Annotated in this window: 23 protein-coding genes, 1 tRNA gene and 1 pseudogene; 16 read left to right on the top strand and 9 right to left on the bottom strand. The window is 71.1% G+C overall.

What is annotated here, in order from left to right:
• The first annotated feature begins 54 nt into the window (after positions 1 to 54).
• From eno to B079_RS0122600, 6 genes and pseudogenes are all read left to right on the top strand, one after another.
• On the top strand, positions 55 to 1341 hold the full coding sequence (gene eno / locus B079_RS0122620) for a phosphopyruvate hydratase (protein WP_018548123.1): 1287 nt from the start codon (positions 55 to 57) through the stop codon (positions 1339 to 1341).
• Between the two features lie 97 nt (positions 1342 to 1438).
• Entirely contained in the window at positions 1439 to 1915 is a 477-nt protein-coding gene (locus B079_RS0122615; RefSeq protein WP_018548122.1) for an FtsB family cell division protein, read from the top strand.
• Positions 1916 to 1960: 45 nt separating this feature from the next.
• Positions 1961 to 2362: pseudogene (locus B079_RS36040) on the top strand (DUF501 domain-containing protein); the annotation flags it as partial.
• Positions 2363 to 2587: 225 nt separating this feature from the next.
• Complete coding sequence (locus B079_RS36035; RefSeq protein ID WP_026248960.1) at positions 2588 to 3490, top strand: Ppx/GppA phosphatase family protein; 903 nt, start codon at positions 2588 to 2590, stop codon at positions 3488 to 3490.
• 489 nt (positions 3491 to 3979) lie between these two features.
• Entirely contained in the window at positions 3980 to 5362 is a 1383-nt protein-coding gene (locus B079_RS0122605; RefSeq protein ID WP_078496062.1) for an NAD(P)/FAD-dependent oxidoreductase, read from the top strand.
• Between the two features lie 189 nt (positions 5363 to 5551).
• Positions 5552 to 6850, top strand: a complete 1299-nt coding sequence (locus B079_RS0122600) for an SAM-dependent methyltransferase (RefSeq protein ID WP_026248959.1) — start codon at positions 5552 to 5554, stop codon at positions 6848 to 6850.
• Positions 6851 to 6911: 61 nt separating this feature from the next.
• On the opposite strand, the gene B079_RS0122595 is transcribed toward B079_RS0122600, so the two are convergent.
• Both B079_RS0122595 and B079_RS0122590 read right to left on the bottom strand, forming a co-directional pair.
• A complete protein-coding gene (locus B079_RS0122595; protein WP_018548118.1) occupies positions 6912 to 9440 on the bottom strand; it encodes an ABC transporter permease in 2529 nt (842 codons plus the stop codon).
• On the bottom strand, positions 9440 to 10210 hold the full coding sequence (locus tag B079_RS0122590; RefSeq protein WP_018548117.1) for an ABC transporter ATP-binding protein: 771 nt from the start codon (positions 10208 to 10210) through the stop codon (positions 9440 to 9442). Before B079_RS0122590 ends, B079_RS0122595 begins: the two co-directional genes overlap by 1 nt.
• A 444-nt stretch (positions 10211 to 10654) precedes the next feature.
• Here B079_RS0122590 and B079_RS0122585 point away from each other — a divergent pair.
• Positions 10655 to 10738: transfer RNA gene (locus B079_RS0122585), tRNA-Leu, on the top strand.
• 107 nt (positions 10739 to 10845) lie between these two features.
• Here B079_RS0122585 and B079_RS0122580 read toward each other — a convergent pair.
• Positions 10846 to 11097, bottom strand: a complete 252-nt coding sequence (locus B079_RS0122580) for a hypothetical protein (RefSeq protein WP_234016850.1) — start codon at positions 11095 to 11097, stop codon at positions 10846 to 10848.
• 185 nt (positions 11098 to 11282) lie between these two features.
• Positions 11283 to 11684, bottom strand: a complete 402-nt coding sequence (locus tag B079_RS0122575; protein WP_018548115.1) for a helix-turn-helix domain-containing protein — start codon at positions 11682 to 11684, stop codon at positions 11283 to 11285.
• Positions 11685 to 11919: 235 nt separating this feature from the next.
• Between B079_RS0122575 and B079_RS0122570 the strand changes: the two genes are divergently transcribed.
• The 5 genes from B079_RS0122570 to B079_RS0122550 all read left to right on the top strand — a co-directional run bounded on the left by B079_RS0122570 (position 11920) and on the right by B079_RS0122550 (position 16339).
• On the top strand, positions 11920 to 12135 hold the full coding sequence (locus B079_RS0122570; protein WP_018548114.1) for a hypothetical protein: 216 nt from the start codon (positions 11920 to 11922) through the stop codon (positions 12133 to 12135).
• A 48-nt stretch (positions 12136 to 12183) separates the two neighbouring features.
• Entirely contained in the window at positions 12184 to 12402 is a 219-nt protein-coding gene (locus B079_RS0122565; RefSeq protein WP_018548113.1) for a hypothetical protein, read from the top strand.
• Between the two features lie 113 nt (positions 12403 to 12515).
• Entirely contained in the window at positions 12516 to 14450 is a 1935-nt protein-coding gene (locus B079_RS0122560; protein ID WP_018548112.1) for a M50 family metallopeptidase, read from the top strand.
• Between the two features lie 76 nt (positions 14451 to 14526).
• Positions 14527 to 15201: a hypothetical protein gene (locus B079_RS0122555; RefSeq protein WP_018548111.1), complete on the top strand. Its 675-nt coding sequence runs from the start codon at positions 14527 to 14529 to the stop codon at positions 15199 to 15201.
• Positions 15202 to 15478: 277 nt separating this feature from the next.
• A complete protein-coding gene (locus tag B079_RS0122550; RefSeq protein WP_018548110.1) occupies positions 15479 to 16339 on the top strand; it encodes a Bax inhibitor-1/YccA family membrane protein in 861 nt (286 codons plus the stop codon).
• Positions 16340 to 16410: 71 nt separating this feature from the next.
• On the opposite strand, the gene B079_RS0122545 is transcribed toward B079_RS0122550, so the two are convergent.
• Positions 16411 to 16641: a DUF4287 domain-containing protein gene (locus B079_RS0122545; RefSeq protein ID WP_018548109.1), complete on the bottom strand. Its 231-nt coding sequence runs from the start codon at positions 16639 to 16641 to the stop codon at positions 16411 to 16413.
• Between the two features lie 98 nt (positions 16642 to 16739).
• Here B079_RS0122545 and B079_RS0122540 point away from each other — a divergent pair, with 98 nt between their 5' ends.
• On the top strand, positions 16740 to 17051 hold the full coding sequence (locus tag B079_RS0122540) for a hypothetical protein (RefSeq protein ID WP_199779957.1): 312 nt from the start codon (positions 16740 to 16742) through the stop codon (positions 17049 to 17051).
• Between the two features lie 12 nt (positions 17052 to 17063).
• Here B079_RS0122540 and B079_RS0122535 read toward each other — a convergent pair whose 3' ends face one another.
• From B079_RS0122535 to B079_RS0122525, 3 genes are all read right to left on the bottom strand, one after another.
• The gene (locus B079_RS0122535; RefSeq protein WP_026248957.1) at positions 17064 to 17846 is read right to left on the bottom strand and encodes a hypothetical protein; all 783 of its coding nucleotides are present in this window, start codon (positions 17844 to 17846) and stop codon (positions 17064 to 17066) included.
• A 306-nt stretch (positions 17847 to 18152) separates the two neighbouring features.
• A complete protein-coding gene (locus B079_RS0122530; RefSeq protein WP_018548106.1) occupies positions 18153 to 19373 on the bottom strand; it encodes an acetyl-CoA C-acetyltransferase in 1221 nt (406 codons plus the stop codon).
• A 164-nt stretch (positions 19374 to 19537) separates the two neighbouring features.
• Positions 19538 to 20560 carry an SGNH/GDSL hydrolase family protein gene (locus tag B079_RS0122525; protein ID WP_018548105.1) on the bottom strand — a complete coding sequence of 341 codons (1023 nt, stop codon included), beginning with the start codon at positions 20558 to 20560 and terminating at the stop codon, positions 19538 to 19540.
• A 161-nt stretch (positions 20561 to 20721) separates the two neighbouring features.
• Between B079_RS0122525 and B079_RS0122520 the strand changes: the two genes are divergently transcribed.
• The 3 genes from B079_RS0122520 to B079_RS0122510 all read left to right on the top strand — a co-directional run bounded on the left by B079_RS0122520 (position 20722) and on the right by B079_RS0122510 (position 24110).
• Entirely contained in the window at positions 20722 to 22113 is a 1392-nt protein-coding gene (locus B079_RS0122520; protein WP_018548104.1) for a cystathionine beta-synthase, read from the top strand.
• 429 nt (positions 22114 to 22542) lie between these two features.
• Complete coding sequence (locus B079_RS0122515) at positions 22543 to 23385, top strand: MurR/RpiR family transcriptional regulator (protein ID WP_026248956.1); 843 nt, start codon at positions 22543 to 22545, stop codon at positions 23383 to 23385.
• Between the two features lie 113 nt (positions 23386 to 23498).
• A complete protein-coding gene (locus B079_RS0122510) occupies positions 23499 to 24110 on the top strand; it encodes a hypothetical protein (RefSeq protein ID WP_234016849.1) in 612 nt (203 codons plus the stop codon).
• A 34-nt stretch (positions 24111 to 24144) separates the two neighbouring features.
• Here B079_RS0122510 and B079_RS0122505 read toward each other — a convergent pair whose 3' ends face one another.
• Positions 24145 to 24519 (bottom strand): hypothetical protein, encoded by a 375-nt coding sequence (locus B079_RS0122505; protein WP_018548101.1) that lies wholly within the window; start codon positions 24517 to 24519, stop codon positions 24145 to 24147.
• Positions 24520 to 24538: the final 19 nt, after the last annotated feature.

The following is a 24538-nucleotide window of genomic DNA, read 5'->3' as shown; positions in this document are numbered from 1 at the left end:
CAGTGCCGTGAGGCACACCGCCCCGCACATCTCAGCGTCACATCCAAGAAGGAGATGCTCGTGCCGTCCATCGACGTCGTCGTAGCCCGGGAAATCCTGGACTCCCGAGGCAACCCCACGGTCGAGGTCGAGGTCGGCCTCGACGACGGCAGCACGGGTCGTGCCGCCGTTCCGTCCGGCGCCTCCACCGGTGCCTTCGAGGCCATCGAGCTTCGTGACGGCGACCCCAACCGCTACCAGGGCAAGGGCGTCGAGAAGGCCGTCCTCGCCGTCATCGAGCAGATCGGCCCGGAGCTGGTCGGCTACGACGCCACCGAGCAGCGCCTGATCGACCAGGCCATGTTCGACCTGGACGCCACCGACAACAAGGGCTCGCTCGGCGCCAACGCCATCCTCGGCGTCTCCCTCGCCGTCGCCCACGCCGCCTCCGAGGCCAGCGACCTGCCGCTCTTCCGCTACCTGGGCGGCCCCAACGCGCACCTGCTGCCGGTGCCGATGATGAACATCCTGAACGGCGGCTCGCACGCCGACTCCAACGTGGACATCCAGGAGTTCATGATCGCGCCGATCGGCGCGGAGTCCTTCTCCGAGGCCGTCCGCTGGGGCGCCGAGGTCTACCACACCCTCAAGAAGGTCCTGAAGCGCAAGGGTCTGGCCACCGGTCTCGGCGACGAGGGCGGCTTCGCCCCCAACCTCGGCTCCAACCGCGAGGCTCTCGACCTCATCATCGAGGCCATCCAGGAGGCCGGTTACGTCCCCGGCGAGCAGGTCGCCCTGGCGCTCGACGTCGCCGCGTCCGAGTTCTACAAGGACGGCAAGTACCTCTTCGAGGGCAAGGAGCGCTCCGCCGCCGAGATGACGGAGTACTACGAGGAGCTGGTCGCGGCCTACCCGCTGGTCTCCATCGAGGACCCGCTGTTCGAGGACGACTGGGCCGGCTGGAAGGTCCTCACCGACCGCCTCGGCGACAAGGTGCAGATCGTCGGTGACGACCTGTTCGTCACCAACCCCGAGCGCCTGGCCCGCGGCATCGAGGAGGGCATCGCCAACGCCCTGCTGGTCAAGGTCAACCAGATCGGCTCGCTGACCGAGACCCTGGACGCCGTCGAGATGGCCCAGCGCAACGGCTACAAGTGCATGATGTCCCACCGCTCCGGCGAGACCGAGGACGTCACCATCGCCGACCTCGCCGTCGCCACCAACTGCGGCCAGATCAAGACCGGCGCCCCGGCCCGCTCCGAGCGCGTCGCCAAGTACAACCAGCTCCTGCGCATCGAGGAGATCCTCGACGACGCCGCGGTCTACGCCGGCCGCAGCGCCTTCCCGCGCTTCAAGGGCTGAGCCTGCGCGGGAGCCGGCTCCCGCCAGTCGTCCTACGTCCCCGGACCCGGTCCCGTACCGTGTCCGGGGACGTACGCGTGAACGGGAGGCGGGGAAGATGGCCACGAGGGACCGGGACCGTTTCTCCACCACGACCAGGCTGCGGCTGCTCGGCGAGCAGACGGCCGCCCGTGTCTACCGCTCCCAGACCAAGCGGCAGGCCCGCCGCTCCCGGCTCACCGGCCGCGCCGCCCTGCTCGCCATGGTGCTGTGCTCGCTGATCGTCGCGCTCGCCTACCCGATGCGCCAGTACGTCTCCCAGCGCGCCGAGATCGCCGACCTCCAGCGCCGCCAGCAGCAGGCCCGCGCGCGCGTCGAGGAACTGCGCGACATCAAGGCGCGCTGGCAGGACGACGCCTACGCCGAACAGCAGATCCGGCGCAGGCTGCACTACGTGCTGCCCGGCGAGACCGGGTACGTGGTGATCGACCCCGGCGCGGCCAAGCAGTCCCGCGCCGACAAGGGGGCCGCCCACCGGCCCTGGTACGCGAACGTCTGGGACGGCGTCGACAAGGCCGACGCCTCCGACCAGTGACCGGCACCCGCCGGTGACCCACAGAAAGCCACTCTGGAAGCAGTCATGGAAACGCCCCCGCCGCCCACTTTGCGCACCGAGCCCACCGCAGCCGACGTGGCGGCCTTCAAGCAGCAGCTCGGCCGTCCGCCGCGCGGTCTGCGGGCCATCGCCCACCGGTGCCCCTGCGGGCAGCCGGACGTCGTGGAGACGGCCCCCCGGCTGCCCGACGGCACGCCCTTCCCGACGACGTACTACCTGACGTGCCCGCGCGCCGCCTCGGCGATCGGCACGCTGGAGGCGAACGGCGTCATGAAGGAGATGACCGAGCGGCTGAAGACCGACCCCGAGCTGGCCGCCGCCTACCGCGCCGCGCACGAGGACTACATCCGGCGCCGCGACGAGATCGAGGTCCTGGCGGGCTTCCCCAGCGCGGGCGGCATGCCCGACCGGGTCAAGTGCCTGCACGTCCTCGTGGCCCACTCGCTGGCCGCGGGCCCCGGGGTGAACCCGCTGGGCGACGAGACGATCGCGATGCTGCCCGAGTGGTGGGCGAAGGGCCCGTGCGTGACGCCGGAGGGCGGCGCGTGCGGGACGGCCGCCCCGGAGACGGCTGAGGCGACGGCCGGGGAGCCCGCGGGGTCCGCCGACGGCTTCACCCGTGTCGCCGCCGTCGACTGCGGCACCAACTCCATCCGCCTGCTCGTCGCCGACGTGAACCCCGCGACGGGCGAGCTGCGCGAGCTGGACCGCCGTATGACCATCGTCCGCCTCGGCCAGGGCGTCGACCGCACCGGCCGTCTCGCCCCCGAGGCGCTGGAGCGGACCTTCGCCGCGTGCCGCGAGTACGCCGGGGTCATCCGCGAACTGGGCGCCGACAAGGTGCGGTTCGTGGCCACCTCCGCCTCCCGGGACGCGGAGAACCGGGACGAGTTCGTCAGTGGTGTCGTGGACATCCTCGGCGTCGACCCCGAGGTCATCTCCGGCGACCAGGAGGCCGAGTTCTCCTTCACCGGCGCCACCAAGGAGCTGACCGGCGGCGACGGCTTCGCCCAGCCCTATCTGGTGGTGGACATCGGCGGCGGCTCCACCGAGTTCGTCGTCGGCGAGGACCGGGTGCGCGCCGCGTGCTCGGTGGACGTGGGCTGTGTGCGCATGACCGAGCGCCATCTGGTCGAGGAGGGCAGGGTCACCGACCCGCCCACGCCCGAGCAGGTCGCCGCCATGCGGGCCGACATCGAGGCCGCGCTGGACCTCGCCGAGAAGAGCGTCCCGCTGCGCGAGGCGCGCACCCTGGTCGGCCTCGCCGGTTCGGTCACCACCGTCTCCGCGATCGACCAGGAGCTGCCGGAGTACGACCCCGCGCGCATCCACCACTCCCGCATGACGCGCGGCCGGGTCCGCCAGATCACCGAGTGGCTGCTCTCCTCCACCCACGCCGAGCGCGCCGAGGTCCCCTCGATGCACCCCGGCCGTGTGGACGTCATCGGCGCGGGCGCGCTGGTCCTGCTCGCCCTCATGGAGCGGATCGGCGCCGAGGAGGTCGTCGTCAGCGAGCACGACATCCTCGACGGCATCGCGTTCTCCCTGGCGTAGCGCTCGGGGACCTGCCCGTACGGCGCATCCGTACGGCCTTGCCCAGCAGGCTCGTTACCACCCGGTAGCGAGCGGCTGAGCAGGCCGTACGACGGATGAGCGGGGTCGCGGGGCGGCCGACACGCCGCTTCGCGGCCCTTCGCCGGAAAGCTTCGTGAAGTTCTTCACAAGGAATTCGGCCCCCGGGGGCAACACAAGGGGCCACATTGACCCATTCGAGGGCTCAACGGCCCTTGAGGGGTGCTCACGAGAGCGTTGCGCGGGTGTTTCGTGGAGGTGTCCGAGGGGTCTCCGGACGGTGATCCATGAGGGGGTCGAGAAGCCGGAGGGCCAGCTCACGCGGCCTTGACAACGGGTCAGAACGACCTTGAGTTCCCCGCGCGGAACATGATCTGCGTCACGTGGGCGGCGGAGGATAACACAGGCCCTCTCCAACCTTGTGAAGGGGCGCACGAGCTACCCCTCAGGAGCAGGTGGATACTCGATGGCATGAGCACCACGGAGCGTCCCAGGATCCTCGTAGTAGGCGGTGGGTACGTAGGCCTGTACGCAGCTCGGCGCATCCTCAAGAAGATGCGCTACGGCGAGGCGACCGTCACGGTCGTCGACCCCCGGTCGTACATGACCTACCAGCCCTTCCTGCCCGAAGCCGCCGCCGGCAGCATCTCGCCCCGGCATGTCGTCGTCCCGCTGCGACGCGTGCTGCCGAAGGCCGAGGTCCTCACCGGCCGGGTCACCACCATCGACCAGGACCGCAAGGTAGCGACCATCGCCCCGCTCGTGGGCGAGGCGTACGAACTCCCCTTCGACTACCTGGTCGTCGCGCTCGGCGCGGTCTCCCGTACCTTCCCGATCCCCGGCCTCGCCGAGCAGGGCATCGGCATGAAGGGCATCGAGGAGTCCATCGGCCTGCGCAACCACGTCCTGGAGCAGCTGGACAAGGCCGACTCCACGACCGACGAGGAGATCCGCCGCAAGGCGCTCACCTTCGTCTTCATCGGTGGTGGCTTCGCGGGCGCGGAGACCATCGGCGAGGTCGAGGACATGGCCCGCGACGCGGCCAAGTACTACAAGAACGTGTCCCGCGAGGACATGCGGTTCATCCTGGTCGACGCCGCCGACAAGATCCTTCCCGAGGTCGGCCCGAAGCTCGGCCAGTACGGCAAGGAGCACCTGGAGAGCCGGGGCGTGGAGATCTACCTCTCCACCTCCATGGACTCCTGCGTCGACGGCCACGTCGTGCTGAAGAACGGCCTCGAGGTCGACTCCGACACCATCGTGTGGACCGCGGGCGTCAAGCCCAACCCGGCGCTGGCCCGCTACGGCCTGCCGCTCGGCCCGCGCGGTCACGTCGACTGCGAGCCGACCCTCCAGGTCAAGGGCACCGACTACATCTGGGCCGCGGGCGACAACGCCCAGGTCCCGGACCTCGTCGGCCGCAAGGCGGGCAACGAGAACGCCTGGTGCCCGCCGAACGCCCAGCACGCGCTGCGCCAGGCCAAGGTCCTCGGCGACAATGTGGTCTCCGGCATGCGGGGCTTCCCGCAGAAGGAGTACGAGCACGCCAACAAGGGTGCCGTCGCGGGTCTCGGCCTGCACAAGGGCGTGGCGATGATCGTCATGGGCAAGATGAAGATCAAGCTCAAGGGCCGTCTCGCCTGGTACATGCACCGCGGCTACCACGGTCTTGCGATGCCGACCTGGAACCGCAAGATCCGTATCTTCGCGGACTGGACGCTCGCGATGTTCCTCAAGCGCGAGGTCGTCTCGCTGGGCGCCATGGAGCACCCGCGCGAGGAGTTCTACGAGGCCGCCAAGCCCGCCCCGGCTCCCGCCGCCGCCAAGACCGAGGAGAAGGCCAAGGCCTCCTGACCTCAGGTCACCCGCTTCATCCGAAGGGCTCCCCCGCTGTCCGTGGTGCGGGGAGCCCTTCGGCGTTCGTGCCGCCGTGCGGCCTACGCTCTTTTGCCCTGTTGTAACTCCATTGCGGGACTGTGCCGGGTAGTCCGGTCGTTTACGTGGTAACGGACATCCGGGATCGCCGTCTTGGAGGTGTGCACCGTGGCCGACGCCGCGTCGCGACTGGTGAGTGTTGCCGAGCAACTGCTGGGAGCCCCGCTCCCGGTGCGGATCCGTGCCTGGGACGGTTCCCAGGCGGGTCCGCCGAACGTTCCCGTACTCGTCGTGCGCAACCGCCGGGCGCTGCGCCGCATCCTCTTCAAGCCCGGGGAACTGGGGCTCGCCCGCGCCTGGGTCTCCGGCGACCTGGACATCGAGGGCGACCTGTACAGCGCCCTCGGCGCGATGGCCGGGCTGATCTGGGAGCGCGGGGAGGACTCCCGCACGCTGGCCGAGGCCCTGCGCGACCCCGTCGTCCGGGCGGGCATCCGCGAACTGCTGCGGCTGGCCGGACCCCCGCTGCCGCCCGCCCCGCCGCGCGAGGAGGTCCGCGCCCGCCGCCATCTGCACACCCGGCGCACCGACAAGCGGGCCATCAGCCACCACTACGACGTGGGCAACGACTTCTACGAGATCGTCCTCGGCCCCTCCATGGTCTACTCCTGCGCCTACTGGGAGGCCCCCGAGGCAGGCGGCACCCTGGAGTCCGCCCAGCGCGACAAGCTCGAACTGGTCTGCCGCAAGCTCGGTCTGAAGCCCGGTCAGCGGCTGCTCGACGTCGGCTGCGGCTGGGGCTCCATGGCCATCCACGCGGCCCGCGAGCACGGCGTCGGCGTCGTCGGCGTCACCCTCTCCCAGGAACAGGCCGCCTACGCCCGCAAGCGCGTCGCCGACGAGGGCCTGACCGACCGGGTCGAGATCCGCGTCCAGGACTACCGCGACGTACGCGACGGCCCCTACGACGCGATCTCCTCCATCGGCATGGCCGAGCACGTCGGCGCCGAACGCTATCTGGACTACGCCCGCGACCTGTACGGCCTGCTCAAGCCCGGTGGACGGCTGCTCAACCACCAGATCGCCCGCCGTCCCCAGCGGGACGAGTCGGCGTACGAGGTGGACGCGTTCATCGACGCCTACGTCTTCCCCGACGGCGAACTCGCCCCCCTCGGCACCACCGTCACCCAGCTGGAGCGCGCCGGGTTCGAGGTGCGGGACGTGGAGGTGCTGCGCGAGCACTACGCCCTGACCCTGCGCGCCTGGGTCACCCGCCTTGAGGCGGACTGGGAGCGGGCGGTACGGCTCGCCGGGTACGGCCGCGCCCGGGTCTGGCTGCTGTACATGGCCGCCTCGGCGCTGGCCTTCGAGCGCAACCGGATCGGCGTCAACCAGGTCCTCGCCGTCCGCACCCCCGAGCCGGGCACCTCGGGCCTCCCGCCGCGCCCGCGCACCTGGCACGGCTGACGCACGCGAAGGGGGCCCCGTTCCTGTTCCCGAACGGGGCCCCTTCGCCGTACGCGGGCCGCTACTCGGCCTTGATCGCCGTCAGCATGTCGAGACGGGCCGCCCGGCGGGCCGGCCACAGCGCCGCCAGGACGCCGACCAGGGCCGCCAGGACCAGGAAGAGCGCGATCCGGTCCCAGGGCAGCACCAGCTGGTAGGTCGGCATCTGCGTGCCGATCAGCGCACCGGCCGCCCAGCCGAAGAACACGCCCAGACCGATGCCGAGCACACCGCCGAACAGGGAGATCACCAGGGACTCCAGGCGCACCATGCGCTTGACGCCCCGGCGCTCCAGACCGATCGCGCGCAGCATCCCGATCTCCTGCGAGCGCTCGAAGACCGACATCGCCAGGGTGTTGACGACACCGAGGACCGCGATGACGACCGCCATGCCGAGCAGGCCGTAGAGCATGTTCAGCATGAAGGTGAAGAACTTCGCGACGCCGTCGGAGATGTCCTTCTTGTCCTGGACCGCGATCGCCGGGTTGGAGCCGAGGGCCTTCTCCAGGTGGTCCTTGGCCGCCGCCGAGGCGCCGTCCTTCATCTTGACCATGACCTGCATGTCGGACGGGGTGGTCAGATGCGGGGTGAGGGTGCGGTTGTCGATCATGATGCCGCGGGTCATGGCGTTGCCCTCGTAGACCCCGGCGATGGTCAGCTTCTGGGCCTTGCCGTCGGCGTAGTGCACGGTGAGGTGCGAACCGGCCGTCCAGCCGTAGTCCTTCGCCCGGTCCTTGTCCACGACGACGCGGGTGCCGCTCACCGTGAAGGTGCCCTGGTCCGTCTTCAGGTTGGTCAGCTCACCGATCGAACGGCTGTCGACGCCGGTCAGGTACTCCGTCCTGCCGTCGATGCGGGAGGGCGCGTTGCGCAGCGGGCTGCTCGCGGCGACCCCGTCGACGGCGGCGATCTTCTCGGCCACCTTGGGGGAGAGCGGTCCCTGGGTGGACATCGAGACGACGTAGTCGGCGCTGATCGAGTCGCTCGCCATCTTGTCGATTGACTTCTGGAGGCTGCCCGCCATCACCGTCATACCGGTGATCAGGGTCAGGCCGATCATCAGCGCGGACGCGGTGGCCGCCGTACGGCGCGGGTTGCGCACCGAGTTCTGGCGGGCCAGCTTGCCGGAGATGCCGAACAGGCGCAGCACGGGCGCGGCGGCGGCGATCAGCGGGCGCGACAGCAGCGGCGTCAGCACGAACACGCCGATGATGAGCAGGACGGCGCCCAGTCCCATCGCGACCTGCCCGCTGTCGGTGCTCATCGTCCGGCCCGCGAGGACCACGGCGACACCGGCACCGGCGAACAGCGCGCCCAGGGTGTTGCGCAGCACCAGGGACTTGGTGGTGGCCTTGGCGTGGATGCTGTTCATGGCCGCCATCGGCGGGATCTTCGCGGCGCGGCGGCTCGGCAGCCAGGCGGCCAGCGCGGTGACGACGATGCCGACGACGAGGGCGGCCACCACCGTGCCCGGCGTGATGACCAGGGGGCCGTCGGGCAGTTCGGCGCCGATGGTGCCGAGCAGGGAGCGCAGTCCCGCGCCGATGCCCACACCGGCCGCGAGTCCGGCGATCGCGGCGATCGCGCCGACCACGACCGCCTCGGTCAGCACCGAGCGGGTGACCTGGCTCCGGGAGGCGCCGACCGCGCGCAGCAGGGCCAGTTCCTTGGTGCGCTGGGCGACCAGCATGGTGAAGGTGTTGGCGATGATGAACAGACCGACGAACAGGGAGATCCCGGCGAACACCAGCAGGACCTTGGTGAGGCCGCTCATGCCCTCGGCGATCTGCTTCGCCTGGTCCTGTGCGAGCTTCTTGCCGGTGGTGGTCTCCACCAGCTGGGTGGGCAGCGTCTTGTCCAGGGCCGACTTGAGCGCGCCCTGGCTGGTGCCGGGCGCGGCCTTCACGTCGATCTCGTCGTACGTGCCCTTCTTGCCGAACAGGGTCTGCGCGGTCGGCGTGTCGAACAGGGTGAGGCTGCCGCCCGCCGACACGTTGCCGTCGTCGGTGGTGAAGATGCCGCTGACGCGCGGGGTGAGGATCGGGCCGTCGACCGAGAGGCGGGCCTTGTCGCCGACCTTGTACCCGGCGCGCTGCGCGGTCTTGGAGTCGAGCGCGATCTCGTCGGCGCCGTGCGGGGCGTGGCCGGAGACGAGCTGGTAGCGGGGGTCCTTCGTCCCCCAGTAGTTGCCGCCGGAGGACTGCCAGCCGCTGCCGACCAGCTTGCCGTCCTTGCCCGCGAGGGCGGTGAAGCCGCCGACGACACCGGTGGCGGACCGCGCCCCCGGGGTCGTCGCGGCCTTCTGGAGCAGGGCGTCGGTCAGCTCGGGGTTGTGGCCGACCTGGTCGCCCTTGGACGCCTGGTGGCGGGGGGTGACGGCCACGTCGACCCCGTCGAAGCCCTTGGCGGAGCTGTTCTGGAAGGCATCGGAGACGGTGTTGGTGAAGACCAGCGTCCCGGACACGAACGCCACGCCGAGCATGACGGCGAGCACGGTCATCAGGAGCCGGGCCTTGTGCGCGAGGACGTTGCGCAGGGCGGTGCGGAACATCAGCTGGTACGGCCCTTCGCGTCGAACTGCTTCATCAGGTCGAGGACGCTGTCGGCCGTGGGGTCCTGGATCTCGTCCACGATCCGGCCGTCGGCGAGGAAGATCACGCGGTCCGCGTAGGCCGCCGCGACCGGGTCGTGGGTCACCATGACGACGGTCTGGCCCATCTCGCGCACGGAGTTGCGCAGGAAGCCGAGGACTTCGGCGCCGGAGCGGGAGTCGAGGTTTCCGGTCGGCTCGTCACCGAAGACGATCTCGGGGCGGGAGGCCAGCGCGCGGGCGACGGCGACGCGCTGCTGCTGGCCGCCGGAGAGCTGCGCGGGCCGGTGGGTCAGGCGCCCGGACAGCCCGACCATGTCGATGACCTGGTCCAGCCACGCCTTGTCGGGCTTGCGGCCCGCGATGTCCATGGGCAGCGTGATGTTCTCCAGCGCGGTCAGCGTGGGGAGCAGGTTGAACGCCTGGAAGATGAAGCCGATCTTGTCGCGGCGCAGCCGGGTGAGCTGCTTGTCCTTCAGCGAGCCCAGCTCGGTGTCACCGATGCGCACCGACCCCGAGGAGAAGGAGTCGAGCCCGGCCACGCAGTGCATCAGCGTGGACTTGCCGGAGCCGGAGGGGCCCATGATCGCGGTGAACTCGCCCTGACGGAAGTCGACGGAGACCTGGTCGAGGGCGACCACCCGGGTCTCGCCCTGCCCGTAGATCTTGGACAGCTCCGTGGCGCGCGCGGCCACGGCGGTGCTCCGGCCTGCGGTGGGTGTGGTGGTCACGGAAGGGCGCTCCTGTCGGTACGGCTGTGGGGACTGGCTTCCATCGTCCCTTCCCGTTCCCCCGCCCCGGTCAGCCGCTGTTCCCGTTCCCGGAACCGACTGCGGTCGGACGGGACGCCCCGGTGTCATACCTGGGGAGGACGCCGGACCCTGAGGCCACCCGGGTGGCGCGGGGCGGGCCCGGGGCTGACGCGGGGCCGGGACCTGCTGGGACCGCTTCCGCCGGGAACAGGTGGGCCGCCCTCGTTCGGTAGGTGAAATTCCGTCATTCCCCGTGCGGTGCGTGCCCGGCCGCGTCACGCTGTTGGCAAGTGCGGATGGCGTGCACCGTGGTCTGATGCACCCTCAGACATCAATAAAATAAGACAACATCGGTCCGTACTCTCCGCTGTCCTCGGGGAGCCTCCCGATAGGCTCGGGAGCTCGAAGCGGAGCCCATGGCCTGCCCGGATGGTGGAATGCAGACACGGCGAGCTTAAACCTCGCTGCCCCTTCGCGGGCGTGCCGGTTCAAGTCCGGCTCCGGGCACTTCACCAGGCGCCTGACCTGCCGAAACGGCCGGCGCCTCGGCCATCTCCGAGCACCGCTGCCGTCCCCCCCGGGGCCCAGCTCTCGCACGCTCAGTCTTCGTGCGCTCAGCCCTCGTACACCGTCAGCACCACCCCGTCCGCCTCGATCCGGCGTCCCGCGCGCATGCCGTTGGCGCGCAGGGCGAGGAGGCAGGTGTGGAAGAGGGTCAGTTCTTCCTGGTTCAGGATCGCGGCGGCCAGGTCGAGGAGTTCGCCGACCGAGGCGTCGGTGAGGGTCTCGGGCAGTTCGCCGGAGAACAGGACGACGGATTCGCCGTCGGGGCCGCGGACCACCGCGGTGGCCGGCCCGCCATGCACGAACAACACGTTCCCCCCAAGGGCCCGGGGTCGTGCGGCTCTCGCTCCTCGGGCAGTCGTGAGACTAGCGGGGTATCTCGGCATATTCGGGCCCAGTTGCATTCTTTTTCCGACTTGGGCCCCGAGTGGGCCGAAGACCGGGCAACCGCGGCCAGAGGCGGTCAGCCCTCCGGCGGACGCGGCGGTCAGCTCTCCGGCGGGCGCTTGGCCGAGCGGCCGAGCAGGGACTCCACCAGGGCGGTGACATGGCGCCGGTCGTCGGAGGACAGCTGCTGCACGCTGGCGATGAGGAGGTCGACCTCGGGGTCGCCGGTCGCTCCGGCGTCGGCCGCGCCGTTCCCGGCCGTGCCGTACACATGGATGCCGCACGCCTCGGCCGCCGCGCGCCGCACGGTGTCCAACGGGAGTCCGAGTCCCTTGGACAGTCCCTCCAGGGTCGTGGCCTGGGGCATCCGCACCACGCGCTCGGCGGTGGCCAGGTGGTGGACGGTGGAGCGGGGGATGTCTCCGCGTCTGGCCACGTCGCCGTAGGACCAGCCCTCACGGTCCAGGCGCTCGCGAATCAGCTGCTGCAGTGCGTTGGTCACCTGGTCACTTCCCGGTCGTCCTGCTCGCCGCTCGCCGAACCTCGCTGTCGGGGGGATTCTACGGGCGAGTAGGGGCACGGCCGAAAGGGTGATTCCCCGAACGGGTTGCGGAGTGCCCCGGTGAGGCCCTAGTGTCCAATCTCGTTGGACAGCTCGTCCGACCAAGTCGGACAGAGTCCGGGGGGAACCTGACTCCGTTCGACCGGAAATGCCTATTCCCAAGGGGGAATTGATCATGATGGACGCTCACGAGCTCGAGGCCGAGTCCGCGGAGCTGCTGCCGGGTCGCGAGGCCCTGGGCAAGCTGAAGTTCAGCTTCAACAAGACGACGAACGTCTCCAAGCACGTCGCCAACATCGCGGCCTCGAACCAGTCCGCCGCGCTGAACGACCACTCGGCGTACTCCGTCGCCAGCTCCGGTGCCGCCCAGACCATCAGCGTTTCCCAGTAACACCCGCGCACCACCGCCCATCGAGATCTTTCCGGAAGGACCACCATCATGAGCATGGACATGCGTGACCTGGACGCCGAGTCCGCGGAGCTGCTGCCGGGCCGTGAGGCCCTGGGCAAGCTGAAGTTCAGCTTCAACAAGACGACCAACGTCACCAAGCACATCGCGAACATCGAGGCGCAGAACCAGTCGCTCGCCGCGAACGACCACTCGCTGTGGTCGGACGCGCAGTCGCAGGCCGGTCAGGCGATCTCCGTCAAGCAGTAACGGCACCGCCGCACAGGCGGTCACGGGGGCGGACCGTGCCCGAGTCCGGGGCGGTCCGCCCCCGCGGCCATGCCGGGGGGAAGCGGCGGCCATGACGTGGGGGGAGACCACACATGACGGTGTCGGGAAACGGCACATCCACGCTCTACGACACCGGCCCGCTGCCCGGGCCCGGTGGCTGGCCGGTGACGTACGAGCAGGTAGCGGCCGGCAGCCTGCCGGACGCGGAGGTGCCGTCCCGGCCCGTTCCGCGCATCAGCGCGGGGCTGCAGCTGCACGGCGAGTACCAGGGGTCCGGCTTCACCGAGCCCAAGTACATCGCCCGTCGGGGGGACGGGCAGGTCGTGCAGCTGTCACGGCTGCTGTATCTCGTGGCGTCGTCCGTCGACGGCGTCCGCGACATCGACACCATCGCCCACCGGGTGAGCGCGCGCTTCGGCCGCGAGGTCAGCGGCGAGAACATCCGCTACCTGGTGGAGAACAAGCTCGAACCGCTCGGCGTGACCGTCCCCGAGGGCCAGGAGAGCGACGAGGTCGACGCCCCGCGCTCCGACCTGCTGCTGGCCCTCAAGGGCCACCGGGTGATCTTCAACGAGCGCCGCACCGCGAAGATCGCCCGGTCGCTCCAGTGGCTGCACCGCCCGCCGGTCGTCGCCGCCGTGCTGCTCGCGGCCGTCGCCATGGACGTGTGGCTGTTCGGCTTCTTCGGGGCGATCGAACCGGTCCTTGAGGTCCTGGACCAGCCGCTGCTGATCCTGATCGTCTTCCTGCTCACCGTGGCCTCCCTCGTCTTCCACGAGTTCGGCCACGCCTCGGCGTGCAGATACGGCGGCGCCCGGCCCGGCTGCATCGGCTGCGGCCTCTTCCTCATCTGGCCGTCCATGTACACCGACGTCACCGACGTCTACCGGATCAACCGCGGCGGCCGTATCCGCACCGACTTCGGCGGCGTCTACTTCAACGTCGTCTTCATGCTGGCCATGGCCGGTGCCTACTTCGCCACCGGGGAGCCCTTCTTCCTGGCCGCGGTCTATCTCGGGCACTTCGAGATCCTGGAACAGCTGATGCCGGCCGTCCGCCTGGACGGCTACTACATCCTGGGCGACCTCGCCGGAGTCCCCGACCTCTACGGCAAGATCAAACCGATCCTGCTCTCCCTGCTGCCCACCGCCAAGGGACGGGCGGCCCGCGTCGAGGTCGCCGGGCTGAAGAAGTCGGCGCGCGTCATCGTGGCGACCTGGGTGCTGACGATGATCCCGCTGATCATCGCCGAGCTGGGCTACGGCCTGTGGAACCTGCCGCGCATCATCTCCACCATGGTCCGCTCGCTGACCGAGCAACTGGTCGGCACGGGCTCCGCCTTCGCCGACGGCAAGATCGTCGAGGGCCTGGTCGGCGTGCTCGGCAGCTTCATGCTGCTGTGCCCGATGGCGGGTGTCATCTACCTCACCATCAAGATCGGCGGCCGTCTCTTCCGGGCCGCCAAGCGCTCCACCGCCGGGCGCCCCGCGCTGCGCGTCACGCTGTGCGCGGCCCTGCTCGTGGGCCTGGGCGGCCTCAGCTACGCCTGGATGTCCGGCGCCACCCCGAAGCCGCTGCCCAAGAAGCCGCCGATCGCGCCGATCCTCCAGCCCGGGGTGCCCACGACCGCGCCGCCGCCCATGGACGCGTCCACCCCGGACAGCGGCACGGGCGGACCCTCCGCGAGCCCCGGCACCGCGTCCGTCTCCCCCTCGGCCGTGCCCGGCGCGGCACCCTCCGGTGCCTCCGGCAGCCCGAGCGCCCCGGCCTCCGGCAGCGCGTCCGCGTCCGCGCCGGAGCCGTCCGGCTCGCCCTCGGCGAAGCCCGGCAAGAAGCCGACCAAGGGGACCACCCAGCCCGGTGACTCCGGGAGCAACGGCGGTACGGGCGGCGACCCGACGCAGGAGCCCACGGACTCCGCCACCGACAGCCCCAGCCCGACCCCCACGGAGAGCGTCCCCGCGAGCGAGCCGCCCGGAAGCACGCCTCCGCCCACCAGCCCCCCGGCCCAGGGAGCGTCGTCCTGACCCCCTCCGGCCCTGTGTGACCACGCGGGTCGCACCCCCCTGAACCACCTCGCATCCACTTCTTCCAGGAGACTCCATGGGAAGTCATCGAAAGCCACGCGCGAACAGCGGTCCGTTCAACGGACGCGCGGTCCGCACCGTCCTCCTCGCCGCCGGTGCCGCCGGAGTGGCGACCGCCGTCCCGGCCCACGCCGCGACCGGGCCCGCCCGCGCCGCGATCGTCTCGGACAACGTGTTCACCAACGCCAACCGGCTGCACCACACCCAGGCGAAGGACTCCTTCACCGTCCGGGAGTTCGGCAACGTCCGGGCCGCCTCCGTGCGCAACCAGGCCCGCGCCGTCTCCATGGGCTGCTCGGTCGACGACAAGTGCCGTTCGGTCGCGCTGTCCTTCCAGATCGTCACGATCGCCGGGGACGTGCACCGGCTCAAGGCGGTCAACGTCAGCGACGCGGCGAACAAGTACTGCAACGGCTGCCAGACCCTCGCGGGCGCCTACCAGTTCGTCGTCTCCACGCCCAACCCGCTCAAGCTGGACGCGAGCGCCCGCCGCCAGCTCAACGACATCCAGCGCCGGCTGGACGCGCTGACCCGCTCCGGCCTGCCCGCGACCGAGCTGCAGACCAAGGTGGACGCGCTGGCCGGAGAGGTCAACGGCATCCTGCAGAGCGCCGTGGCCAAGGCGCCCAAGGGCCACGAGCGGCCCGACGTCACCCTGCACCGCCGACTGGACGGCTGGCCGCGCCACTGACCGCGCCCTGACCGTCCCGCCCGGCCGGCCGCCGGTACCGCGAGCGCCTCCCGCGGACCGGCGGCCGGCCCCTTTCGTACGGGCGCCGGACACCCTTCGTTTACGGGGTCCGTACGTCCCTCGGGCATTACTTGTTCCATGGCCGGGAACACCGGTTCGGCATAACGTGTTCGGCAGCATGGCGAGGGAAAGATCCTCCTCAAGGATTACGGTCCTTCCTTTGCCAATCCATTACTCTTGAGCCCAAGGCCGCGCAGGGTGGCCGTGGAGGAGTGAAATGAGGAGCAGCAACCCGGTCTTCTCGCGACGGGAGTTCAGCCGCGACAACGGCTACGCCGGTTTCAACACCGCACCGCAGGCCGGGTACGCACAGGGCAGCCCCTACGCGCAGAATCCGTACGCCCAGAACCCGTACGCGCAGCCCGACCTCGCGCACGGCGCCCCGCCGCAGGCCCCGCCCGCCGCCGGCCGGATGACGATGGACGACGTCGTCACCCGCTCGGCCTTCACGCTCGGCACGGTCGTCGTCGGCGCCGTCCTCGCCTGGACGCTGCTGCCGGTCTCCACGACCAGCTACGGCCTGGCGATCGGGGCCGCGATCATCGCCTTCGTCCTGGCGATGGTGCAGAGCTTCAAGCGCACCCCGTCCCCCGCGCTGATCCTGGCCTACGCGGCCTTCGAGGGCGTCTTCCTCGGCGTGTTCAGCGAGATGTTCAACAGCCGCTGGAGCGGCGCCCCCTTCCAGGCGGTGCTGGGCACCATGGCGGTCACCGGCGCCACCCTGCTGGTCTACAAGGCCGGCTGGATCCGCGTCACCGCGCGCTACGCCCGCATCGGCATGGCCATCGCGATCGCCTTCGTGGTCGTCATGGCGGTCAACCTGCTGCTGGTCGCGTTCGGCGTCGCCGAGGACGGCGGACTGCGCAGCATGGGCCCGCTGGGCGCGATCGTCGGCATCATCGCGATCCTGCTCGGCGCGTTCTTCCTGACGCTCGACTTCAAGCAGATCCAGGACGGCATCGCGTACGGCGCCCCGCGCGACGAGTCCTGGCTCGCCGCGTTCGGTCTCACCATGACCCTGGTGTGGATCTACATCGAGATGCTCCGCCTGGTCGCGATCTTCAGCAACAACGACTAGCGGACCTCCCGCAGCGCACGCGAAGGGCCCCCGGTTCGGTACCGGGGGCCCTTCGCGTGTGTCCGGGGGCGCTAGCGCAGCTTGCGCGCCGCCCTCCTCAAGTCGTACTCATGGATGATCGCCTTGGCATGGCCGTAGGCCAGATTGTGCTCGTGCCGCAGCCAGCTGACCTTCTCCTCGAAGCGGGCGAGGGCGGGCCCCTCCTCCACCGCGCGCAGCCAGTCGGAGACGGCGCGGCCGGTGCAGTGGGGGATGCGGGCAAGCATGTTGCGATGGGTCTCTTCGGAGAAGACTTGGGACATCGGCGCCTCCGAACGCAAAGGGGATACAGGCCGGTCCTCACCGTCACCGTGCCCGAGCACGGCCCGCTTGGCAACAGTGCCCGCGTTACGCTCGGGCGGTGCTCGATACGACGCCCCTGACCAAAGCAGTGGAACACTTCGCCGACCGGCTGCGCGCGGCCCCGCAGAGCCGGTTGCAACGCAGCGCCGCCGCCGAGGCCCTGGCGCTGGCCCGGGAGATGGCCCGGCGCACGCAGGCGGTGGAGGAGCCGGGGACCGAGCCCCGCGAGATGCCGGACGCCGGGATGTTCGCGGCGGCCGACCAGATCACCGTCGCCGGGCACGACCTCGCACTGGTGCTGAGCACCGACGAGGAGGTCGCCGAGGCGGTCGAGCTGGTGGAGGAGGCCCGCAAGCGGGCCGGGGTGTGACGGCCCCGGCGCTCACAGGGACGCGATGACGCGGTCCGCGAGGACGTACACCGTCTCGTCGCCGCAGGCGAAGGTCAGCGTGTAGGCGCCGGAGATGCCCGATCCGCCCAGCAGATACGGCGACTCGCCCGAGCGCAGCGCGGTCGCGAGCCGTTCCGCCGTCTCGCGGTGGCCCGGGGTCATGCACAGGGTGGTGCCGTCGGCGAAGACGTAGACGTCGAGGGTGCCGAGCGGGCCGGGGCGTACGTCGCTGAGCGCGACCTGCTGGGTGGCCAGCTGCTCCAGGGTGGTGGCGGCGCGCTCGTCCTCGTGTCCGGCGGTCTGCTGCACCGGGACGAAGTCGGGGTGCGAGGGGTGACGGCGGCGGGCCGCGGCCAGCTCCGGGGACTCCCCGCTCTGCTCCTCGGCCTCGACGGCGGGCTCGGCCACGGGCTCGAGGCCCGCGAAGTCCGCCTGCCGGGGCAGGAAGGGCTCGACGTCGGCCAGGCCGTGCAGCGAGGGGGCGTCGGAGGAGTCGCGCGCCTCCTGGGCGGCCCAGAACGCGCGGGCCTCGGCCAGCTCGCGCTCCCGCTCCTCCGCCAGCGCCTCGGCCACGGCCGTGCGTATCTCCTCGGCGTCGGCGGTGGTGCGGGCGGCGGGCAGCAGGGTGCGCAGGGCGGCGGCCTGGTCGTCCGCGAGCTGGGCCTGCAGCTCGGTGAGCTGGCGGCGCAGCCGCAGCACGGTGCACAGGACGGCGACGCCCACGGCGCCCGTGGCGACCGTGGTGAGCAGCAGGGCGATGGGCATGGCGCTCACTGACGTACTCCCAGGTTCAAAGTCGACCCCCGACTTCCTACAACAGCTTGAAGGGCGGACTGACCGGCTGTCAGTGCGTAACGTCACGAAACGGACGGAACTTCTGCCTCGGCGGCGCGCGGCGCCTCCCGGCCCACGGCACTGACCTGCGTCGATCCCCCATCGAGCGAGATAGGTCACACCCTGAGGGAGATTGGATCACAAAAAGGCCCAGCGCCCAGGGGGTTTCCCGGGTTCCGGGCCTTTTCGGACCCTCGGTGCCCGAGCGGTCACCGAGGGTCGATCAGCTCGTCGGGCCGGGCGCGGTCAGCTCAGGCGCTCGACGACCATCGCCATGCCCTGGCCGCCGCCGACGCACATGGTCTCCAGACCGAACTGCTTGTCGTGGAACTGGAGGGAGTTGATCAGCGTGCCGGTGATGCGGGCGCCGGTCATGCCGAAGGGGTGGCCGACCGCGATGGCGCCGCCGTTGACGTTCAGCCGGTCCAGGTCGATGCCCAGCTCCTGGTAGGAGGGGATCACCTGGGCGGCGAACGCCTCGTTGATCTCGACCAGGTCGATGTCGCCGACGGAGAGCCCGGCGCGGCGCAGCGCCTGCTTGCTCGCCTCGACCGGGCCGAGGCCCATGATCTCGGGGGAGAGGCCGGAGACTCCGGTGGAGACGATCCGGGCGAGCGGGGTCAGACCCAGCTCGCGGGCCTTGGTGTCGCTCATGATGACCAGGGCGGCGGCGCCGTCGTTCAGCGGGCAGCAGTTGGCCGCGGTGACCAGGCCGTCGGGGCGGAACACCGGCTTCAGGCCCTCGACGCCCTCCAGGGTGACCCCCGCGCGCGGGCCGTCGTCCTTGGCGACCACGGTGCCGTCGGGCAGCGTGACCGGGGTGATCTCGCGCTCCCAGAAGCCGTTCTTGATGGCCTCCTCGGCGAGGTTCTGCGAGCGGACGCCGAACTCGTCCATCTCGCGCCGGGTGACGCCCTTGAGCCGGGCCAGGTTCTCGGCGGTCTGGCCCATCGCGATGTACGCGTCGGGGACCAGGCCGTCCTCGCGCGGGTCGTGCCAGGTCGTGCCCTCCTGCTGCGCGACCTCGGCGGTACGGGCCTCGGCCTCGGCGAAGAACGGGTTGTGCGTGTCGGGCAGGCTGTCGGAGTTGCCCTTGGCGAAGCGGGAGACCATCTCGACACCGGCCGAGATGAAGACGTCGCCCTCGCCGGCCTTGATGGCGTGCAGCGCCATGCGGGAGGTCTGGAGCGAGGAGGAGCAGTAACGGGTGATCGTGCAGCCCGGCAGGTGGTCCATGCCCATCTGCACGGCCACGATCCGGCCCAGGTTGTTGCCCTGCTCGCCGCCGGGCAGGCCGCAGCCGAGCATCAGGTCGTCGATGTCCTTGGGGTCCAGCTCGGGGACCTTGGCGAGCGCCGCCTGGATGATCGTGGCGGTCAGGTCGTCCGGGCGCAGGTCCTTCAGGGAGCCCTTGAAGGCGCGGCCGATGGGGGAGCGGGCGGTCGACACGATGACGGCTTCGGGCATCACGGCTCCAGTGGCGTAGGGAAGAAAGGGCAAGGCCCACTCGGAAGTTACCCGTACGTATGGCCTGGGTCACCCGGGTGCGGGTGTGACACTGGCCGCAATTGTCTAAGCGCTTGCTTGGCTGCCTTTACTCGGCTCGCCAGTCGTTCGCGCCGCCCGCCCGGCTACGACGACGGCGTCGCCGGTTCCGTCTCCGGCACCCCCCGCCTGCGCCGCCGCTTCAGCAGGGCCCACGGTCCGCGCGGACCTGACGGCATCGCGGCCGTGACCTCCGTGCCCGCCTCCGCCGCGGCCTCGGCCGCCGCCCGTGCCACCGGCAGGAAGCCCTCGCGCCGCGCCACGTCCGGCCCCTCCTCCTCGGCGGGCCACAGGCCGAGCGCCGCGCACACCGTCGGCAGCACCGCCATGGCCGCCGTCGCGTACCCCTCCGCCGAGGGGTGGTAGCTGTCCGGGCCGAACAGCTCGCGGGGGTTCGCCGCGAACTCCGGGCCCAGCAGATCGCCGAGCGAGACCGTGCGCCCGCCCTGTTCCACGACCCCGATGGTCTGCGCCGCCGCGAGCTGCCGCGAGGCCCGCCGGGCCAGCCAGCGCAGCGGCTGCTGCACCGGCTCGATGGTGCCGAGGTCGGGACAGGTGCCGACCACCACCTCGGCACCGGCCGTGCGCAGCCGCCGTACCGCCGCCGACAGATGGCGCACCGAGCGGGTCGGGGGCATCCGGTGGGTCACGTCGTTCGCGCCGACCATGATCACGCAGACGTCCGGCACCGGCAGCGGGGAGGCGAGGACCAGGGACACCTGGCGCTCCAGGTCGTCGGACTGGGCGCCGGGCAGCGCCACGTTCTTCAGCACCACCGGCCGCTCCGCGACCGCCGCGAGCCCCGAGGCCAGCAGCGCGCCCGGGGTCTGCCCCGCCCGGTGCACGCCCTGTCCGGCCGCCGTGGAGTCGCCGAGCAGGGTCAGCCGCAGCGGCGGCTCACCGGGTTCCTCGAACCCGGCGCCGTACACCCCGTCGGCCTGTGGCACCCGGCCGCCGGTCGCCCCGTTGCTCACCTGGCGCCGGGCCAGCCGCATCTCGGCCAGCACCAGGCCGACCGCGGCCACCCCGATCAGCCCGGCACCGCCGCCGCCGTACGCCGCCCCGGCCGCGATGCGCCGGGCCACTCTCGCCCTCGACAGGTTCGCCATGCGACGCCGCCACCTCCTCCTAGCCGTACACCCACTCCTTGCCCCGTACGGCACGTGCGCCAATCTCCACAGGGAGTGAAGGTCCGTCCGGCGTCACCCGGGGGCCGTAGGCTGGCGGAAACAACTACGACCACTGTTTTTGCAAGCAACCGGAGACAACGGTGCAATTCCACGACTCGATGATCAGCCTCGTCGGCAACACCCCGCTGGTGAAGCTCAACAACGTGACCGAGGGCATCCAGGCCACCGTCCTGGCCAAGGTGGAGTACTTCAACCCCGGCGGTTCCGTGAAGGACCGCATCGCCCTGCGCATGATCGAGGCGGCGGAAGCGAGCGGCGAGCTGAAGCCGGGCGGCACGATCGTCGAGCCGACCAGCGGCAACACGGGCGTCGGCCTGGCCATCGTGGCCCAGCAGAAGGGCTACAAGTGCATCTTCGTGTGCCCCGACAAGGTCAGCATGGACAAGATCAACGTGCTGCGCGCGTACGGCGCCGAGGTCGTGGTCTGCCCGACCGCCGTGGACCCGGAGCACCCGGACTCCTACTACAACGTCTCCGACCGGCTGGTGCGTGAGACGCCGGGCGCCTGGAAGCCGGACCAGTACTCCAACCCCAACAACCCGCTCTCCCACTATCACTCGACCGGCCCCGAGCTGTGGGAGCAGACCGAGGGGAAGATCACGCACTTCGTGGCGGGCGTCGGCACCGGCGGCACCATCTCCGGCACCGGCCGCTATCTGAAGGACGCCAGCGACGGCAAGGTCAAGGTCATCGGCGCCGACCCGGAGGGCTCGGTCTACTCCGGCGGCTCCGGGCGCCCGTATCTGATCGAGGGCGTCGGCGAGGACTTCTGGCCCACCGCCTACGACCGCACCGTGGCCGACGAGATCGTGCCGGTGTCCGACAAGGACGCCTTCCAGATGACCCGCCGCCTCGCCAAGGAGGAGGGCCTGCTCGTCGGCGGCTCCTGCGGCATGGCGGTCGTCGCCGCGCTGCGCGTGGCCGAGCGGCTGGGCCCGGACGACGTGGTCGTCGTCCTGCTCCCGGACAGCGGTCGCGGCTACCTTTCGAAGATCTTCAACGACGAGTGGATGGCCGACTACGGCTTCCTGGAGGACGAGGGCCCCAGCGCCCGCGTCGCCGACGTGCTCAGCGACAAGGAGCACGGCTCCATCCCCTCCCTGGTGCACATGCACCCCGAGGAGACCGTGGGCCAGGCCATCGAGGTGCTGCGCGAGTACGGCGTCTCCCAGATGCCGGTCGTCAAGCCGGGTGCCGGTCACCCCGACGTGATGGCCGCCGAGGTCGTCGGCTCGGTCGTGGAGCGCGAGCTGCTGGACGCGCTGTTCTCGCAGCGGGCCTCGCTCTCGGACCCGCTGGAGAAGCACATGTCGGCCCCGCTGCCGCAGGTCGGCTCCGGTGAGCCGGTCGCGGACCTGATGCAGGTGCTCGGCTCGGCGGACGCCGCGATCGTGCTGGTCGAGGGCAAGCCGACCGGTGTGGTCAGCCGCCAGGACCTGCTGTCCTTCCTGGCCAAGGGCGGCAAGCGGTAGGGCATTCGCCCCGATCTCCATGATCCGTGGCGCACGTGGCATCTGGGTGTCACGTGCGCGCAGCACGTGCTTAACACGGGTCCGCCACAGTAAGGGGTACCGGCAGGGCGGGAGCGGCTCCCCGCCCCGGCCGGTGCCGTACGGCGTCCCAGGAACCTCCGGAGCGGCTCCCGGACCTCCATGGACGCCAAGGACGCGCCCGCCAGGCCTGACCCGGCGCGCGTCCCTCGCGGGGACCGCCGTCGTCCCGCCCCCCGGTGACGGGGGTGCGGCGGTCCCCGCGCAAGCCGCCTTCCGCGCCCTCGCGCGCTGCTCGCCTTCCCTTTCTCCGCCCTCGTCCGCCATACCCCGGGCATCGCGGACGCCACCCCTGTATAACGGTATGCAGGGAGCGTTTGGAGTGAATAGCGGGTGGGGCCGGTGAGAGGGATGAGTGTGGGCGACAGTCCTGCGAAACGGTTGCAGGCGCTCTTCGAGGGGCACCGGCTCACACCGACCCAGCGGCGCATCGCGCACAGCATGGTGCGGCGGGCCGCCGATGTGCCGTTCCTGTCCAGCGTGGAGCTGGCGGACCTGGCCGGGGTGAGTCAGCCGTCGGTCACCCGGTTCGCGGTCGCGCTCGGCTTCGACGGCTACCCGGCGCTGCGCCGCCATCTGCGCGAGGTCGTTCCGGTCGAACCGGCCGCCGAACAGGGCTCGTTCAACGAGTACCAGCAGGCCGTCGAGGCCGAGATCGAGAACCTGCGGCACCTGGCCGACCTGCTCGCCGACCCGGCCCCGGTCCAGCGGGCGGGCCTGCTGCTGGCCGCCTCCCGGCCGCTGCCGGTGCTCGGGCTGCGCGCGGCGGCCCCGCAGGCCTTCGGCTTCGCCTACTTCGCCGCCAAGGTCCACCCGGACGTACGGCTGCTCGACGAGGGCGGCTCCATGGTGCAGGACCGCATCGACGCCGCCGTACGGGCCGGTGCCTCCGCGCTGCTCTGCTTCGCGCTGCCCCGGCATCCGCGTGAGGTGCTCGACGCCCTCGCGCACGCCAAGGAGGCGGGGCTGACCGTCGTCACCGTCGCGGACTCCGTCTTCGCGCCGGTCGCCAAGCACTCCGACCTGCTGCTGCCCGCCGCCGTCGGCACCGGGCTCGCCTTCGACACCCCGTGCGCGCCGATGATGCTCGGCCGGGTGCTCCTGGAGGCCCTGTGCGACGGACTCCCGGACGCGCAGGCCCGGTTGGAGGAGTTCGACGCGCGGGCCGCGGCCCGTGGGCTGTTCGTGGAATGAACCGGCGCGTTCTTAAGACGCGTCTCAGGTTCCGGCGCTAGCGTGCCGCGCTGACACAGGTGATCCCCGGCGCGGACCGGGTGATCGACGCACTCGTGACACGGGAGGGTGACGTGGCGCGTGAAGGACGCGGCGGAAACGGCGGACGCGGCGGACACGGGCTGGCCCGGGTGGCCGTCGTCGTACGGGCCGGGGCCGCCCCGCTGACCTGGCTCGGGGTTCTCGCGGCCGGGATCGGCGCGGTGCCGTCAGGGCTGACGGGCCGAACGCCCGGCATCGTGGCCGGAGTCGTGCTGTTCGCCGGGGCCGCCGCCGTGGTGGCGCTCGTGCGCCGGAAGCGGTACGTGGCTCTCGCGCGCGGTGCGGCCCGGGCGGGACGGCACGATGTGCTCCAGGACCGCCGGGTGTCCGTGCGCACCTGGCGCCGGGGACACCGCTGGTGGCTGCTCCTGGCCTTCGCCGCCGCGCTCGGCAGCGCCTTCGCGGTGCCCATGGCCGGGGGCCTGCTGCTCGCCGGGGCCGGGCTCGGGCTGCGGCTGAAGGCGTCCTGGATCGGGCGGCGCGAACGCGCCCTGGACGCCCTGCTGTGGGTGCGGGTCGACTGGCTGGACGACCGGGGCGGCGCGCCCGCGGGCAAGACCGTCAAGGGGCTGCGCACCACGGGCGTCGCGGCCGGCGACGCGGCCCCGGGCGGGGCCCGCCGCCGTACTCCGGCCGCCGTCTGATCAGACCTCCAGGACGATCAGACGTCAAGGCTGATCAGACCTCCAGGTCCGCCTCGATCCGCTTCAGCTGGTGCCGGGCCATCGCCAGGTTGGCCCGGTTCGACTCCAGCACCAGGTACAGGAAGAGGCCGTTGCCGCCGCGCCCGGTGAGCAGGCGAATCAGGTGGTACTGGTCCGACAGCGTGATGAGGATGTCCTCGATCTCGGCGTTCAGGCCCAGGTGCTCCATCGTGCGCATCTTGGCGCGGATCACGTCGGTGTTGCCCGCGGCGGCGACGTTCAGGTCGAAGGTCTTGCTGCCGCCCATCGTGCCCAGCGCCATGCCGCTGGTGTAGTCGACGAGCGCGACGCCCGTGGCGCCCTCGATGGTCGTGAGCGCTTCTTTCAGCGCCGTCTCGGTGTTCGCCATGGTGGGGTCCTTTCGGAGG

The organism is Streptomyces sp. LaPpAH-108 (assembly GCF_000373625.1).
GTDB lineage: Bacteria > Actinomycetota > Actinomycetes > Streptomycetales > Streptomycetaceae > Streptomyces.
Note: the sequence above shows the minus strand (reverse complement) of the source record. Positions and strands in the feature narration are given on the sequence as shown.

Coding starts and splice junctions, on each gene's coding strand:
- eno (WP_018548123.1), top strand. CDS start 55: ATGCTCGTGCCGTCCATCGACGTCGTCGTAGCCCGGGAAATCCTGGAC.
- B079_RS0122615 (WP_018548122.1), top strand. CDS start 1,439: ATGGCCACGAGGGACCGGGACCGTTTCTCCACCACGACCAGGCTGCGG.
- B079_RS0122605 (WP_078496062.1), top strand. CDS start 3,980: ATGAGCACCACGGAGCGTCCCAGGATCCTCGTAGTAGGCGGTGGGTAC.
- B079_RS0122595 (WP_018548118.1), bottom strand. CDS start 9,440: ATGTTCCGCACCGCCCTGCGCAACGTCCTCGCGCACAAGGCCCGGCTC.
- B079_RS0122570 (WP_018548114.1), top strand. CDS start 11,920: ATGATGGACGCTCACGAGCTCGAGGCCGAGTCCGCGGAGCTGCTGCCG.
- B079_RS0122565 (WP_018548113.1), top strand. CDS start 12,184: ATGAGCATGGACATGCGTGACCTGGACGCCGAGTCCGCGGAGCTGCTG.
- B079_RS0122560 (WP_018548112.1), top strand. CDS start 12,516: ATGACGGTGTCGGGAAACGGCACATCCACGCTCTACGACACCGGCCCG.
- B079_RS0122555 (WP_018548111.1), top strand. CDS start 14,527: ATGGGAAGTCATCGAAAGCCACGCGCGAACAGCGGTCCGTTCAACGGA.
- B079_RS0122550 (WP_018548110.1), top strand. CDS start 15,479: ATGAGGAGCAGCAACCCGGTCTTCTCGCGACGGGAGTTCAGCCGCGAC.
- B079_RS0122545 (WP_018548109.1), bottom strand. CDS start 16,641: ATGTCCCAAGTCTTCTCCGAAGAGACCCATCGCAACATGCTTGCCCGC.
- B079_RS0122530 (WP_018548106.1), bottom strand. CDS start 19,373: ATGCCCGAAGCCGTCATCGTGTCGACCGCCCGCTCCCCCATCGGCCGC.
- B079_RS0122525 (WP_018548105.1), bottom strand. CDS start 20,560: ATGGCGAACCTGTCGAGGGCGAGAGTGGCCCGGCGCATCGCGGCCGGG.
- B079_RS0122515 (WP_026248956.1), top strand. CDS start 22,543: ATGAGTGTGGGCGACAGTCCTGCGAAACGGTTGCAGGCGCTCTTCGAG.
- B079_RS0122505 (WP_018548101.1), bottom strand. CDS start 24,519: ATGGCGAACACCGAGACGGCGCTGAAAGAAGCGCTCACGACCATCGAG.